General features: G+C 60.7%; 16 protein-coding genes. 9 read left to right on the top strand and 7 right to left on the bottom strand.

The window, feature by feature from the left end; translation table 11 throughout:
• Position 1: 1 nt before the first annotated feature.
• From ACR0JW_RS18140 to ACR0JW_RS18125, 4 genes are all read left to right on the top strand, one after another.
• Positions 2 to 1207, top strand: a complete 1206-nt coding sequence (locus ACR0JW_RS18140) for a metal ABC transporter permease (protein WP_170679819.1) — start codon at positions 2 to 4, stop codon at positions 1205 to 1207.
• Positions 1204 to 2133, top strand: a complete 930-nt coding sequence (locus tag ACR0JW_RS18135; RefSeq protein WP_170679817.1) for a metal ABC transporter permease — start codon at positions 1204 to 1206, stop codon at positions 2131 to 2133. The genes ACR0JW_RS18140 and ACR0JW_RS18135 overlap by 4 nt, the downstream gene beginning before the upstream one ends.
• 280 nt (positions 2134 to 2413) lie before the next feature.
• Complete coding sequence (gene mutL, locus ACR0JW_RS18130) at positions 2414 to 4279, top strand: DNA mismatch repair endonuclease MutL (RefSeq protein ID WP_170679815.1); 1866 nt, start codon at positions 2414 to 2416, stop codon at positions 4277 to 4279.
• 52 nt (positions 4280 to 4331) lie between these two features.
• Positions 4332 to 5561 (top strand): DNA recombination protein RmuC, encoded by a 1230-nt coding sequence (locus ACR0JW_RS18125; RefSeq protein ID WP_480714269.1) that lies wholly within the window; start codon positions 4332 to 4334, stop codon positions 5559 to 5561.
• A 9-nt stretch (positions 5562 to 5570) separates the two neighbouring features.
• On the opposite strand, the gene ACR0JW_RS18120 is transcribed toward ACR0JW_RS18125, so the two are convergent.
• Together ACR0JW_RS18120 and ACR0JW_RS18115 are read right to left on the bottom strand one after the other, a co-directional pair.
• Positions 5571 to 6221 (bottom strand): ChrR family anti-sigma-E factor, encoded by a 651-nt coding sequence (locus ACR0JW_RS18120; protein ID WP_170679810.1) that lies wholly within the window; start codon positions 6219 to 6221, stop codon positions 5571 to 5573.
• Positions 6222 to 6228: 7 nt separating this feature from the next.
• A complete protein-coding gene (locus ACR0JW_RS18115; protein WP_170680285.1) occupies positions 6229 to 6885 on the bottom strand; it encodes a sigma-70 family RNA polymerase sigma factor in 657 nt (218 codons plus the stop codon).
• 149 nt (positions 6886 to 7034) lie between these two features.
• On the opposite strand from ACR0JW_RS18115, the gene ACR0JW_RS18110 reads away from it, so the two are divergent.
• From ACR0JW_RS18110 to ACR0JW_RS18095, 4 genes are all read left to right on the top strand, one after another.
• Positions 7035 to 7805 carry a DUF1365 domain-containing protein gene (locus ACR0JW_RS18110; RefSeq protein WP_170679807.1) on the top strand — a complete coding sequence of 257 codons (771 nt, stop codon included), beginning with the start codon at positions 7035 to 7037 and terminating at the stop codon, positions 7803 to 7805.
• Positions 7806 to 7904: 99 nt separating this feature from the next.
• Complete coding sequence (locus tag ACR0JW_RS18105) at positions 7905 to 8222, top strand: DUF3775 domain-containing protein (protein ID WP_170613119.1); 318 nt, start codon at positions 7905 to 7907, stop codon at positions 8220 to 8222.
• 177 nt (positions 8223 to 8399) lie between these two features.
• Positions 8400 to 8633 (top strand): YjiS-like domain-containing protein, encoded by a 234-nt coding sequence (locus tag ACR0JW_RS18100; protein WP_170679806.1) that lies wholly within the window; start codon positions 8400 to 8402, stop codon positions 8631 to 8633.
• A 54-nt stretch (positions 8634 to 8687) separates the two neighbouring features.
• Positions 8688 to 8888 (top strand): DUF1127 domain-containing protein, encoded by a 201-nt coding sequence (locus tag ACR0JW_RS18095; protein ID WP_170613123.1) that lies wholly within the window; start codon positions 8688 to 8690, stop codon positions 8886 to 8888.
• 68 nt (positions 8889 to 8956) lie between these two features.
• Here the strand turns inward: ACR0JW_RS18095 and ACR0JW_RS18090 are convergent, their stop codons facing one another.
• The 4 genes from ACR0JW_RS18090 to ACR0JW_RS18075 are packed head-to-tail and all read right to left on the bottom strand — an operon-like array spanning position 8957 to position 12457.
• On the bottom strand, positions 8957 to 10099 hold the full coding sequence (locus ACR0JW_RS18090) for a saccharopine dehydrogenase family protein (RefSeq protein WP_480714268.1): 1143 nt from the start codon (positions 10097 to 10099) through the stop codon (positions 8957 to 8959).
• 3 nt (positions 10100 to 10102) lie between these two features.
• Positions 10103 to 11158 carry a saccharopine dehydrogenase gene (locus ACR0JW_RS18085; protein WP_170679803.1) on the bottom strand — a complete coding sequence of 352 codons (1056 nt, stop codon included), beginning with the start codon at positions 11156 to 11158 and terminating at the stop codon, positions 10103 to 10105.
• A 14-nt stretch (positions 11159 to 11172) separates the two neighbouring features.
• Positions 11173 to 11787 carry a glutathione S-transferase family protein gene (locus ACR0JW_RS18080; RefSeq protein WP_170679800.1) on the bottom strand — a complete coding sequence of 205 codons (615 nt, stop codon included), beginning with the start codon at positions 11785 to 11787 and terminating at the stop codon, positions 11173 to 11175.
• A gap of 19 nt (positions 11788 to 11806) precedes the next feature.
• The gene (locus tag ACR0JW_RS18075) at positions 11807 to 12457 is read right to left on the bottom strand and encodes a histidine phosphatase family protein (RefSeq protein WP_170679797.1); all 651 of its coding nucleotides are present in this window, start codon (positions 12455 to 12457) and stop codon (positions 11807 to 11809) included.
• Positions 12458 to 12612: 155 nt separating this feature from the next.
• Here ACR0JW_RS18075 and ACR0JW_RS18070 point away from each other — a divergent pair, with 155 nt between their 5' ends.
• Complete coding sequence (locus tag ACR0JW_RS18070) at positions 12613 to 13815, top strand: Zn-dependent hydrolase (RefSeq protein WP_480714267.1); 1203 nt, start codon at positions 12613 to 12615, stop codon at positions 13813 to 13815.
• A 14-nt stretch (positions 13816 to 13829) separates the two neighbouring features.
• Here the strand turns inward: ACR0JW_RS18070 and ACR0JW_RS18065 are convergent.
• Positions 13830 to 14021, bottom strand: a 192-nt coding sequence (locus tag ACR0JW_RS18065) for a hypothetical protein (RefSeq protein ID WP_480441028.1), incomplete at its 5' end; no start/stop codon positions are given.

Below are 14021 nucleotides of genomic sequence, written 5' to 3'. Positions count from 1 at the left end.
CATGCTTTGGGACGCCCTGACCCTGCAGCTTGGCTATAACGCCACGCTGGTCGCCATAGGTGCAAGCTTGCTGGGCGTGTCTGCCGGTGTGGCTGGAACCTTCTTGTTTCTGCGCAAACGCGCGTTGGTAAGCGATGCGATCAGCCATGCGACCCTTCCGGGCGTGTGCCTGGCCTTCATGGTGCTGGTTGCGCTGGGCGGCGACGGGCGCAATCTGATTGGCCTGCTGGCGGGGTCGGCTGTATCTGCCTGGGTGGGTCTGCTGTGCATGAACTGGCTGACCCGGCACACCCGTCTGGCCGAGGATGCCGCCATCGGCGCCGTCCTGTCCGTGTTCTTCGGGATGGGGATCGTTCTGCTGACCGTGATCCAGACCATGGGTGTAGGCCGTCAGGCCGGGTTGGAGGGGTTCCTGCTGGGCTCGACCGCAGGGATGCTTTGGGCTGACGCACTGATCATCGCCATGGGCGGGGCGGTTACGCTGCTGCTGGTGATGATTATTCGCCGCCCCATGATGATGGTGGCCTTTGACCCGGAATACGCGGCCGCCCGAGGAGTGCCGGTGCACCGGGTCGATCTGGCCATGATGGGGCTGGTCATGGCCGTCACGGTTGTGGGCCTGAAAATCGTTGGGCTGATCCTGATCGTCGCCCTGCTGATCATCCCGCCCGTGACTGCGCGGTTCTGGTCCGACCGGTCGGACCGCGTCGTCCTGCTGGCCGGGTTGACCGGTGGGATGGCTGGGTATCTGGGTGCTGGGATTTCAGCCTCGGCCCCCAATCTGCCGACGGGGCCGATCATCGTGCTGGTCAGCTTTGGCTTTTTTGCCCTGTCGCTGCTTTTTGCGCCGGTTCGCGGCGTTCTGGCCGCGATTTTGCGCCACCTGAGGTTCCAGCGTCGCGTTCATATCCGTCAGGGTTTGCTGGCAATGGCGCAGGGGCAGAAGATATACGAGCCGTTGACCTTGCGGTTGCTGCGCCGGGCCGGGCTTGTGCGTGCCGATGGCGTGGCGACTGAGGCGGGCAAGGCGCGCGCCGCCAAAGCCCTGCGTGATGAAAAAAGGTGGGAGATCGTGCGCGCCGATCAGGCGCACGAGGCAACAGCGGCATTGTATGACGGGTTGCGCGACATCGAATCTGTACTGACCCGCGATCAGATCACTGAAATCGACCGCCGCATCGGTGGCCCGCAGGAGGTCATGCCATGAGCGGTGAAGAATTCGTTCCCTTATCCCTGACGCCATTGCTGATCGGAACGTTTGCGGCGATTGCATGCGCTCTGCCCGGTAACTTTCTGGTGCTGCGCAAGCAGGCGCTGATCGGGGATGCCATCAGCCATGTCGTGCTGCCCGGTATCGTTGTGGCCTTTCTGCTGACCGGAGCGATTTCGACCTGGCCGATGATGCTGGGCGCAGCGGGTGCTGCCGTTGTCGCCGTTGTGATGATCGAGGCGATCCGGCGTCTTGGTCAGATTGAACCCGGCGCAGCGATGGGCGTGGTCTTCACCACCATGTTCGCCGCTGGTGTGCTTTTGCTGGAACAGACCGACACCTCGACCGTGCATCTGGACGTCGAGCATGCGCTTTACGGAAACTTGGAAAGCCTGATCTGGTTGGACGCCACGGGCTGGGCCTCGCTGCTGGACGCCGCGGCGCTGGCGGGCCTGCCGCCGGAACTGCCGCGCATCGCCCTGACGCTGGCCGGTGTGGTTCTGTTCACCTGGCTGTTCTGGCGACCGCTCAAGATCTCGACCTTCGACGAAGGGTTCGCGCGCACGATGGGCATACGAACGGGTGCCTTGGGTATGGCGCTTGTGATCGTGGCGGCGGTCGCAGCGGTTGCGGCGTTTGACGCGGTAGGGTCAATCATCGTGATCGCGATGTTCATCTGCCCGCCTGCCGCGGCGCGGATGATGACAAACCGGCTGGAAACCCAGATCGCATGGAGTGTTCTCTTCGCCGTACTGTCCGCCGTTTCCGGCTACATACTGGCCGGGTACGGGCCACTGTGGCTGGGCGGTGCGGATGCGGTCAGCGCGGCAGGGATGATTGCGACCATGTCGGGTCTGATACTCGCGTTGGCCGCCGTATTCGGCCCGTGCCGGACCCGTGCCGGGGCGCCTGCGGCTGCCTGAAGCGGCGCTTTCCCGCCAACCGTTGACGCAACGTCTCGGCCAAAACCTGCCCAAGTGAATGCGCATTCAGAGTTAACGCGAAATTCATCAGGTCCCGTGCTAGGGACGGGTCAATTGAACTTCGAACGACCACCACTCACCAAAGAACGTTCGGGCAATTGTGATCATGACGCCGCTATCAGACCGGCGCGATGCAATTGTCCGAACGCCCCCTCGTTTCCCGAAATACAGGTTTCAAATCGGTGGCAGAATCGCTCGTGATTGTGCTAGGTCTGGTGGTATGGCGCAGGCATACCCCAATATCGGCGAAAATCGCCCCAAAATCCGTCAACTTGACGACGCGGCTATTAATCGTATCGCTGCAGGTGAAGTGGTGGAGCGCCCTGCCTCGGCGGTTAAGGAACTGGTCGAAAACGCCATTGATGCGGGAGCGACGCGGATCGCCATAGATATCGCCGATGGCGGCAAGACGCTGATTCGAGTCACAGACGATGGCTGCGGCATCGCGCCCGAGGATCTGCCGCTGGCCTTGTCCCGCCATGCGACGTCAAAGATCGATGGGACGGATCTGCTGAACATCCACACCTTCGGCTTCCGGGGTGAGGCGCTGCCGTCGTTGGGTGCCGTTGGCCGCCTGACCATCACAAGCCGCGTGCCGGGGGCGGATGCGGCACAGGTCCATGTGTCGGGCGGGAAGATAGAGCCGGTTAAGCCGGCGGCTCTGCGCGCAGGCACCGTGGTCGAATTGCGCGACTTGTTCTTTGCCACACCCGCGCGCCTGAAGTTCATGCGCACTGACCGGGCCGAGGCACAGGCGATCACCGACACGGTCAAACGTCTGGCCATGGCCGAGCCCTCGATCACTTTCGCCCTGCGCGACGTCTCAGGCGGGGGAGAGGGGCGCGTGACCTTCCGCGCCGGCCGCGAGAACGGCGATCTGTTTGACGCCCTGCACGCCCGTCTGGCCCGCGTGATCGGGCGCGAGTTTGCCGAGAACGCGTTGCAGATCGATGCCACGCGCGAGGGCATCCGGCTTTACGGTTACGCCGCGTTGCCGACCTATTCCCGGGGGGCAGCGGTGGCGCAGTACCTGTTCGTGAACGGGCGACCCGTTCGCGACAAGATGCTGACCGGCGCGTTGCGGGCAGCCTATTTCGATTTCCTCAGCCGAGACCGCCATCCGGCAGCAGCCCTGTTCATCGATTGTGATCCGACGCTTGTGGATGTGAACGTACATCCCGCCAAATCCGAAGTGCGGTTCCGCGACCCGGGTCTGGCGCGCGGGTTGATCGTGTCCGCCTTGCGTCATGCGCTGGCTGATGCCGGGCACCGGGCGTCCTCGACCGTGGCCAATGCCACTTTGGGTGCGATGCGGCCGGAACCGGCGCAATCGGCGCCGGCGCGGGTCTATCAGATGGACCGCCCTTCACCAGCCGCGCGCCAGACGGCCTACCGGGCGCAGGCCCCAGGCTTTGCCGAACTGGCAAACGACTACAGCGGGAGCATCGTTGACGCGACGCCCTTGGCGTCTGCGATTGCGACGGTGGAAGAACCGCCTGCACAGGACCTGCCGCTGGGTGCGGCGCGCGGGCAGGTGCATGAGAACTACATCATTGCCCAGACCGCCGATGGCATGGTGATCGTTGATCAGCACGCGGCGCATGAACGGCTGGTCTATGAAAAGCTGAAAAACCAGATGGCCGCAAATGGCGTTGCCGCGCAGGCCTTGCTGATCCCCGAAATCGTTGAAATGTCTGAAGGGGATTGTTCGCGTCTGATGGCGGTGGCCGAAGATCTGTCCCGCCTTGGCCTGACGATCGAACCCTTTGGGGGCGGCGCAATCGCCGTTCGCGAAACCCCGGCCATTCTGGGTGAGGTCGATGCCAGGGCGATGACCCTGGATATCCTGGATGAGCTGACCGATCAGGGCGAGAGCCAGAAGGTACAGGCGCGGATCGAGGCGATCCTCAGCCGGGTGGCCTGTCATGGTTCCGTTCGGTCAGGCCGCCGGATGCGGGCCGAAGAAATGAATGCTCTGCTGCGCGAGATGGAAGCCACGCCTCACTCAGGCCAGTGCAACCACGGTCGGCCCACCTATGTCGAATTGAAGCTGAGCGATATCGAACGCCTGTTTGGGCGCAGTTGATCCTGTGCCCAATACAGGCTAAGGGGAATAAAACAAGAACACCCGAGGCAGCATGATCGAGATTACAGGTACACAATACGCGTTGAACGACCCATTGATCCTGATCGTGGGTGGAGTGGTTGCGCTGATCTTGCTGCTGTTGTTCCTGTCGCTGCGGGCGGCCAACCGCTCAGCCCGGATGGCGGAACCGCTGGCGCGGCAGATGGCGCATCTGGGCCAGCATGTGCAGCAGTTGGGGCAAGGGCAGGAGCAGCTGCGTGGAGGGCTGCAGCACGTGTCGGACACGCAGGCCAATGCGCAGGTTCAGGTGATCCAGACGGTCGAGGCGCGCCTGTCTTCGGTCCAGCAGCAGATGAACGACCGGCTGGCGGACAACGCGATGAAGTCGGCCCGCGCCCTGGCCGAGATGCAGGAACGGATGAAGGAATCGCTGCACGGGTCGTCGAAACAGACCGCGACCTCGCTGACCCAATTGCAGGAAAGGCTGGCCGCCATCGACAAGGCGCAGGACAACATCACCAAGTTGTCAGGGGATGTGCTGTCCTTGCAGGATATTCTTTCCAACAAACAGCGGCGCGGGATGTTCGGGGAAATCCAGCTGAACGACATCGTGTCCAAGGCGCTGCCGACCGACAGCTATTCTTTGCAGGCCACCCTTTCGAACGGCAAACGGGCGGATTGCCTGATCCACCTGCCCAACCCGCCCGGCCCCATCGTGATTGACGCAAAGTTTCCGCTGGAAGATTTCGAAGCGCTGGCCGCTGCTCAGACACGAGCCGAAGTGGACAGATGCCTGAAGGCCTTTGGTGCGGCGGTGAAGGTGCACATCAGGACTATTTCGGAGAAGTACATTCTGGACGGTGAAACAGCCGACGGTGCGCTTATGTTTGTTCCGTCCGAAGCCATCTATGCCGAATTGCACGCGCGCCTGCCCGAAGTGGTCCGCGAAGGGTTCGCGGCCCGTGTCTGGATCGTTTCACCCACGACCTGCATGGCAACACTGAACACGATGCGCGCGATCCTCAAGGACGCCCGGATGCGCGAACAGGCTGGCGCGATCCGCCGGGAGTTGGGGATGCTGCACAAGGATGTCGAAAGGCTGGGCGATCGCGTGGCCAATCTGGACCGGCATTTCGGGCAGGCCGCCAAAGATATCTCGGACATCAAGATAAGCGCCGAAAAGGCGGGACGCCGGGCACAACGGCTGGACAATTTCGATTTTGAGGAACTGTCCCCGGACGATCACGCCAACTTTGTGCCCTTGGGCAAAACCCAGGCCTGATCGCGCGGGTCAGATGCGCAGGAATGGCTGGAACAGGCGCGGCATCAGTTTGGTGAATTTCAGGGGCGCGTCCGTCACCGCCAGACAGATGCAGTCTGCCGAGATGTCGGCCACCGGCATGTGATGCAGGTCCTGATCGGCGATTTCGACATCACCACGCGCAAAGTGGTCGACCTCATCCGAAAACGCGCCCTGCAACACCATGGTCAGTTCTGTTCCATGGTGGCTGTGATCCGGTACGGCAGACCCTGCAGGGATAAACAGCAACCGGGCCGTTGACTCGCGTGTCGTCGGCAGGATCGCTTGCTTGACGCCCATGCCAATCGGCCTCCAGCGGATCGCGTTCACATCGCCACCGACGTAATCCTGCAAGGGCGCGGGCAGAACGGAGCAGGCTGGCTGTGCCGGCTTGGGCGTTGGCGCGCCCTGAGAAATCAAGGCCATGGTCGCCGCCAAACAGTCTTCGCTCATTGTGGGCATCTCGGCCTGATCCTCCAAAACCTCACCACCAATGATGTTGTAGCTTTCAGCCGCAGCCCGGCAGCGGTCGCACAGTGACAAATGTGTTGCGACCATCAGATCGAATGCTTCGGGCAGCGTACCTGCTGCATAGGCCATCAGCAGGTCGTCGGTCAGGTGATGTTTAATTGCGTCTGTCATCGTTTTCTCAGTTCATCGCATGGCGCAGACGATCCAGCGCCAGTCTAATTCGTGATTTGATTGTTCCCAGCGGCAATCCGGTTTCCGACGCGATTTCGCGGTGACTCAGATCGCCGAAATATGCTTTTTCGATCAGTTGGCGCTGCGCTTCGGGCAGAGCCTTCATCGCAATCCGCAATTGGTCGGTTTCCTGTTGCAGGGCAACAACCTCGGTTTGATCCGGTTCGGCTTCGGGTCCCCAGCCCAGATCCTCGGGTTCGGGGCGGCGTTGTTTGCGCAGGATGTCGATCCGCTTGTTCCTTGCAATCGTGAACACCCAGGTTGCCACGGTAGCGCGGGTCGGATCGAACAGATGCGCCTTGTGCCACAACGTTGCCATCACCTCCTGCGCGCATTCTTCAGCGGTGGTGCCATCGGCACCGGACTTGATCAGGAACGCCTTGATACGTGGAGCAAAATGCCGGAACAGCTCGGCAAAAGCCGCCTGATCCTGCGCGTCGCGGATGCGCTTTACGTGATCAACCCATTCGGACCTGACACCGCACTTCTTTTGCGTTCCGTTCAATTGTTTACCCTTGATGCGTTTCTTTGCGACCCAAGGCTGGCCCGCGCCACTTGGGGGCGCAGGATCGTCAAGCGTCGCGGTGTCGATCTCGGTAAACATAACCACATTACGTGGCAGCGCCAAAGCCGGATCATATAGTCCTGCATTTTTTGATCCGATTTGCCTATCTGGCCGTAAAAAAACTGAAATCAGCGCACTAAGTTTGCAGACACTGTATTATCGGTAGACTGACAGGAACCCGAAGCCGCATGAATAAAATCGACCATATCGCGGGGCACACCTATCACAGCCGGAAAGGTGCGATTGAGAACGCGTTTCGGTATTCGGTCGATTTCATTCTGTTCGACCCCGAAAACCTGCCGAAAACACCATATCTGTTCTCGTTTCGGCGTGCCAACCTGATGAACTGGCGCGACCGCGATCATGGTGGCAGCCCGGGTGAAGGGCAGGGCGTGAACTGGCTGCGCAGTCGGCTTGAGGAGACGGGCTTGCCCTCGCCGTCTCGAATCTTGCTGCTGACGCAACCGCGCGTACTGGGGCACGTGTTCAACCCGGTCAGCTTCTGGCTTTGCCTTGACCCGGAGGCGCAACTGTTTGCGGTGATCGCCGAAGTGACCAATACCTATGGGACGCGGCACAGCTATCTTTGTCACAAGCCCGATCTGTCGCCGATCCGGCCCGAAGATCGAATAGTGGCGGACAAGAAGATGCATGTTTCTCCGTTTCAGAAGATCGAAGGGACGTACAGCTTCCGGTTTGACTTCCGACCGGACCGAGTTGGCGTCATGATCGACTATTCCCGGAAGGATGGCGGATTGGTGGCAACCCTGACCGGGTTGCGGGCACCGTTGACCAACCGCTCCATCCTTTCGGCGCTTGTCCGTCGCCCCTTTGGGGCGCGCCGGGGATTTGCCTTGATCCTGTGGCAGGCTTTGAAGCTGTGGATCAAGAAGGCCACGTTCCGACCCTTTCGAACCGCACCGGTGCCAGAACAGCCGGTGTCGCGCCCCCGCATGTAAGATTCCCTCAGACCAGGCGACGTTTGCGTAAGATCAAAGACGCGGCCGTTGCGTCGTGATTGTGATAGCCTGAAACCCGCGAACACAAGGAGATGGGACATGCTGGAAATTTCGGCCAGAAAGGTTGCCCAGGTGGCAATGATGGGGCGCGAGCTGGGGCGTGCCGAAGCAGAGCTGCGCGCTTTCGTCGACCGCATGAGTGAAGATGAGCAGGCCGAACTGGTGGCGATCATGTGGATCGGCCGCGAGAGCTTTTTCGCCGAAGATCTGGCCGAAGCCATCGCAACCGCAAAGTCCGAGGCCTCGACCCCCTGTGCCGACTACCTGATTGGCACGCCGCACCTGTCTGACCATTTGGAAAACGGGCTGGATGCGCTGGGGATTTCGGCCGAGGATGTCGAGAATGACCTGATGTAGGCTCCATATGCCTGAACCATCGAACAGGGCCAGAGTCGTCTGATCCCAACTTTGGATTTCGAATACCCGCAAGCCGAACATTAATTCGGATTAATCCGGTGTTTTGGCATCGTTAACACTCCGCTCCTTTATCAGAACTGTGACCAGAAACGTTGTTCGGATGAGAAGGAGAAGGCGATGGCACATGTACACACAGCCAGACCGCAGCGCAGCTTCTTTGCCGGTTTAAGTTCAGATTATCGCGCGCTCAGAGATGAGTTTGCGCGTCGCCGGCAGGTCGCTGAGTCGATGCAAACGCTGGAAAAAATGACTGACCGACAATTGGACGACATCGGCATTCCGCGCCATCGGATCGCACGATCCGCCTATCAAAGCGTCTATGGTCAGTCCCCGTTGGAACTGCGTCGCTAAGCTGGTTCGTCCCGGCACGGACCGATCTTTGTCTGCAATTCAAGGAACAAAACGATGTTAGATACTATTGGAGTACACCAGGAGCGCCCCATTGCCAGCGCATTGCTGCTTTTTGACCGGGCCATGCAAATCCGTGCTGTTCGGTCCGATATTGTGCGAGCCGCTCAGGAGCTGAATCGTCTGTCCGATAACCAGCTGTCCGAGCTTGGAATCAATCGGTCTGACCTTGATGAAACGATCCAGCTTTACATCTGAAAGCGGGATGTCGGAACAGCCGCATCGTCACGCCGATGTGGCTGTCTTCTTGCGCGCTTAGAAAAAGCTCAGCTTGTGTGATCCACAATCTGCAAATGCTGCGCCAGCGTGTCGATTTCGCCCATCCACGCCCCCACCAGCTTGGGATCGCTGGGCGCCGCGTGAACGCCAGCGGGAATGGCGCGGTTCAGGACGGCTTCGACGGCCAATGAGACCGGGATCGATACCAGACGGGCCATGGCAGTGCCGCGTTCATCGCCCCATGCGTCCATGACGTAGGTTTTGTGCCAGACCTCGGCCCCGTCTTTTTCGGCCTTCAGGCCGACGCACAGAACCACGCGGTCGGGTTCGCCGTCGTCATAGGCGTTTTCTTCCCAGAACTGATCGGACATCTCTTTCAGCCGCGCATCGCCGTCCGGTCCGGTCAGGGTTTCGATTTCGCGGAACACGTCCGACCAGGCGTCCGCCCAGCCGTTCAGACGCAGAGTACCGCGGACGAATTCCTTGACCGGCCAGTGATCCTCGAAGTGATACTGCGCCATGAAAGGGATCGAGTCGCGGTTCGGGTAAACCTCAAAGCTTTCCGGCGCTGGAAGCGGCGCGATATAGCTGCTGATAGCATCCCATGGGCGTGCGACATCCAGCGGGGCGTAATCGCGGATCGATTTCGAGGGCGAGCGCAGCGCCTTGAGCACACCCAACGGCGACCAGCTGAACTTGTACCGGAACGGGTTGGGGTTCTTCGGGATGCCGCCGCAATACGAGATGAAGCTCAGGTGGTTCTGCGGATCGAACGCATCCGAGGCGCGGTACACATCGACCAGTGCATGCGCCATGAGATGGTCGATACCCGGGTCCAGACCGACCTCGTTGACCAGCGCCACGCCGGCCTCGCGCGCCTTGTCGTCCAGCGCGCGCATTTCGGGCGCGATATAAGACGACGAGACAAAATTCGCCCCTTTCGAAATCGACAGCTCCGCCAGCGGCACATGCCAGTCGCCCGGCAGCATGGACACGATCACGTCGCCCTTTTCCAGTACCGCACCAATTGCGTCGATGTCGAAGGCGCGGATGTCATCCGTCAGGTCTCCGACCTCGGCTTTGGCTTTTTCGATGGTCCGGTTCCAGACAGTGATCTTGTGCCCGCCCTTGAACAGGCGGCGCAGGCCGGGAATGGCCGATAGGCCGGTGCCACACCAGTGAATCGTCATCGCTCAGATCCCTTCGATATGTGTTTTGTAGGTTGCTTCTGCCCGGCCCCAGACACCACTTTCCAGATCGGTCAGAGTCAGCAGAGAGGGCAGCAGTTGCGCCGCGTAGTCTTCGGAACTTTCAACCGGCAGCATCGACGGCAGGTTGTCGATCGCCATCACATCCATCACCGGATCACTTGCCACGCGCAGGGCGGGGACGTCCCAGGTGGTGGCTCGGTCATAGACCGGAACCGGGTTGTAGTCGCTGTCCGGGTCGCAAGCCACGTCACCGATGGCGGTCAGCTTGCGAGTTGCGGTCAATGCCTCACGCGGGACGAAGACGGGCGTACCGGGGCGGGCGAAGATGCAGTTCAGGAACAGGTCATGGTCGAGAATTTCCGGAAAGGGCCCGCCGCTGGCGGTTTCGGCCATGTCCCATTTGGTAACAGTAACGCCCATGGCTTCGCACAGATCAGCCGCGCCCGTGCCAACGCGGCCCAAGGCACCGATGACAATGGCGCGGGGGCGGTCGGTGCCGGTCGCGTCCAGTTCGGCCAGAAGCTCCGCGTTCAGCGCATCTTTGCTGGGATAAACACCCACGGGCGGACATACCTCATTGCGCTGCTGTGCGGCCCACGTCTTCAGCGCCACCGCCGCGCCTGCGTACCCGGCCCAGTACCCGAAAGCCGCAACCCGGCGGTCGTTTTCGTCGACCAGATATTCCAGGTCATAAAGCGTGCCGCCACCGGTCTTGAACCGCTCCAGCAGCGCGCGGCCAGAATGCTGGCCCTTAAAGGCGTGGCCGAACATGATGTGTCGATGCGGCAGAGGCGTGCGATCCTCGGGCAGTTCCTTGAGGCCGAAGATGATCGCGTCACGCGGGGCGTCGGGCCATGAATTCTCGGCCGCGATCTCACACCCGGCGTCCTTGTAGCCGTCGATCGGGATCGCACGGACATGGCTTTCCTCGACCGTTACGCGGATGCCTGCGGCAAGCAGCGCGGCGGCGCCTTCGGGGGTCAGGCCGACCCGTTCTTCGTTCGGGCGCTGTTCTGCCCGGACCCAGAGATGTGTCATTCGTTGTCCTTTTGTCAGAGCATTCCGGTGGCGCGCACCGCCTGAACCGATGCGCGTGCTTCCATCGCCTCGCGGAAGGCGACAATCTTGGGAAAGGCCGAGACGTCCACGCCGTCGCCCTCAAGCCAGCTGCAGACAACATAAAGATAGGCATCAGCCAGCGAGAACGCGTCGCCCAGCACAAACGGTCCGCGCAGACCGTTCGACGAGATATAGTCGCAGGATGCGGTCATCGTCTGCGGTACCTTGTCCTTCATATCCTTCCAGCTGGCTTTCTTGTCTGCCCAACGCGGCCCGCGCAGCTTGTGCGCGTGGTTCACATGCATGGTTGAGGCCAGATAGTACATCACTTCGCGCATACGGGCCGCCATGACCGGGTCGTCAGGCACCAGCCCGGCCTCGGGCGCTTTGGCCGCGATGTAGTCCAGCAGCGCGCCTGTTTCGGTCAGAATACCGCCGTCAACGGCCAATGCCGGCACGCGTCCTTTGGGGTTGATCTGCTTGTAGGCCGGTTTGGTCTGCTCGGCTTCTGCAAAATCCAGACGTATGGCCTCGTATTCCAAACCCGCTTCCTCCAGCGCGATGGCGACGGCGACTGAAATCGTGCGGGGCGCGTAGTAGAGTTGCATCAGATGGCCTCCGGTTTCCTTACAGATGGGTCTGGGCAAACTGCCGGTCGGGCGCTTCCAGATGTGGCACGGCATTGAACAGAACCGTGCTGAGCTGCGGGCCGATCGGATGCAGACGATGCATGGACGTGTTCATGATGGCAAGAGCCACGCGAGCCATGGAAGGTATGTCCAGCCCCATAGCCTGCCGCACGACCATGGAAATCAGTCCGCCCGAGGTGACAACGATGGCCGGGCCGCCCTCGGTTCCGATATCCCGCAATGCCGCCGAAACCCGGGCTTCGAATTCAGCGAAGGTCTCTGGTGTGTTGCGGATATCGCCGCTTGCCCAGGCCGCAAAGGTTCGGGGCAGGTGTTCGACAAAACCTTCCCGGTCGATTGGGACGGCCACGCCATGCTGTTCCTCGAACAGCTTTGCGATTGTGAAATATTCAATCTCGTTCAGCCGCGCGTCGCGCACCGGGTTGAGGAGACCCATACTGGCAGCGGTCTCCACATGCCGGGTCAGGGTGCCACAATACGCCCGCGTGTGATGCGTATGCGTTTCCTTGAGGTACCCCCCAAGCCACCGCGCCTGCTGATGGCCCAGCTCGCTGAGCTTGTCATAGTCTTTTTCATCACGCGCAGAGGTGTTGGCCTGTCCGTGACGAACCAGTGTAATATGTGACATGGTGGTTCCTCTTGGCGTCATGTCTTAAGACAGCTTCATTGCCGGGGCCAGAGGTGTTGCACCCGCCCGGAGTGAAAAATCGCGGATTTGATGCAGCGGAAGACTTGCAGGTCAAGGCGCAGCCCATAAGGTTGATCGGCACAAAGGGGGCAATCATGGCTGTCGATGAAAACCGGTTTCTGGCCGATCTGCACAAATTGCGTTCATTTGGGGCGGCGGGTGTTGGGAAGGGCGTGGTCAGGCCCGCCTATTCCGACGCGGATATCGCGGCGCGCCGCTGGCTGGCCGGTCGGATGGAAGACGCCGGACTGCGCCCGCATTTCGATCCGGTCGGAAACCTGTTTGGGTTGGCCGCCGGTCCGTCGCGGCTGATGGGGTCGCATTCCGACAGCCAGCCAGAAGGTGGTTGGCTGGATGGTGCGCTGGGCGTCATCGCGGCACTTGAAGTGGCGCGCGCAACGGATCGCGCGATTTCGGTCGTCAGCTTTCAGGATGAAGAAGGGCGGTTTGGCGTGACCACCGGGTCTGCCGTGTGGTCGGGAACGCTGCCTTTGTCCGCAGCGGATGCTCTCACCGATCATGAAGGCACGGCATTTTCCGAGGCCCGTGCCTTGATGAGTGGTCTGGCTCAGGACTTCGTCGATCCCGATCAGTTCACCGGGTTTCTCGAGATGCATATCGAACAGGGACCCGCGCTGGACACAAGCGGGGATCAGATCGGTGTCGTGACCGACATCGTTGGCATCCGCGACATGAAAATCACCTTTGAAGGACAGCAGAATCATGCGGGCACTACACCGATGCATCTGCGTCGGGATGCGTTTCAGGCAGTGTCCCTGTTCAATTCGCTGATCAACGACCGGTTCCGGAATGTGGTTGCGCCCGAAACGGTCTGGACCATTGGCCATGTCGATCTGCATCCCAACGCCTCGTCCATCGTGCCGGGGCTTGCGCGTTTCTCGATGCAATGGCGCGACGGTACATCTGACCGGCTGGAACGGATGGAGCAGATCATCCGCACGACCGCGCAGGAGGTCGCCGATCGGATGAACATGTCGGTGACCTACGGGCCGTTGCTGGGGCTGGAGCCCGTGGCGATGGATCGGGAACTCCGCGCGGCGCTGGAACAGGGGGCGGAAAGAATTGCCCCATCCCGCTGGCGCTCCATGCCGTCCGGCGCGTTGCATGATGCAACCAATGTGTCCCGCCTGATGCCGGTTGCTATGCTGTTCGTGCCGTCGATCAACGGGATTAGTCATGACTTCTCAGAAGATACGTCCGAACATGATCTGATCGCGGGGCTGCATGTTCTTGAACATGCAGTCAACGCGCTGCCTTCGGGCAAATCCGTTGCCTGACGGAGAAAAGTTTCCTAAAGGGGAATTGTTGGTTGTATATCCTGGTATACAACTGCTGCCAAAAACAACGTTTGCGCCTCAGCCATCTGAGATTGTGTCGTTGCCGTTTGTTTTGCAAAACTACAAGCGTTGAAGTCAGGAGAGAACAGGAATGTCGACGTATTATTCTGAAGAGCACGAGTGGCTGCGAGTTGAAGGAGAAGTTG

Source organism: Ruegeria sp. BG6 (genome assembly GCF_056538465.1).
The sequence above is the reverse complement of the archived record's forward strand: the minus strand, read 5'-3'. Positions and strand labels throughout refer to the sequence as shown.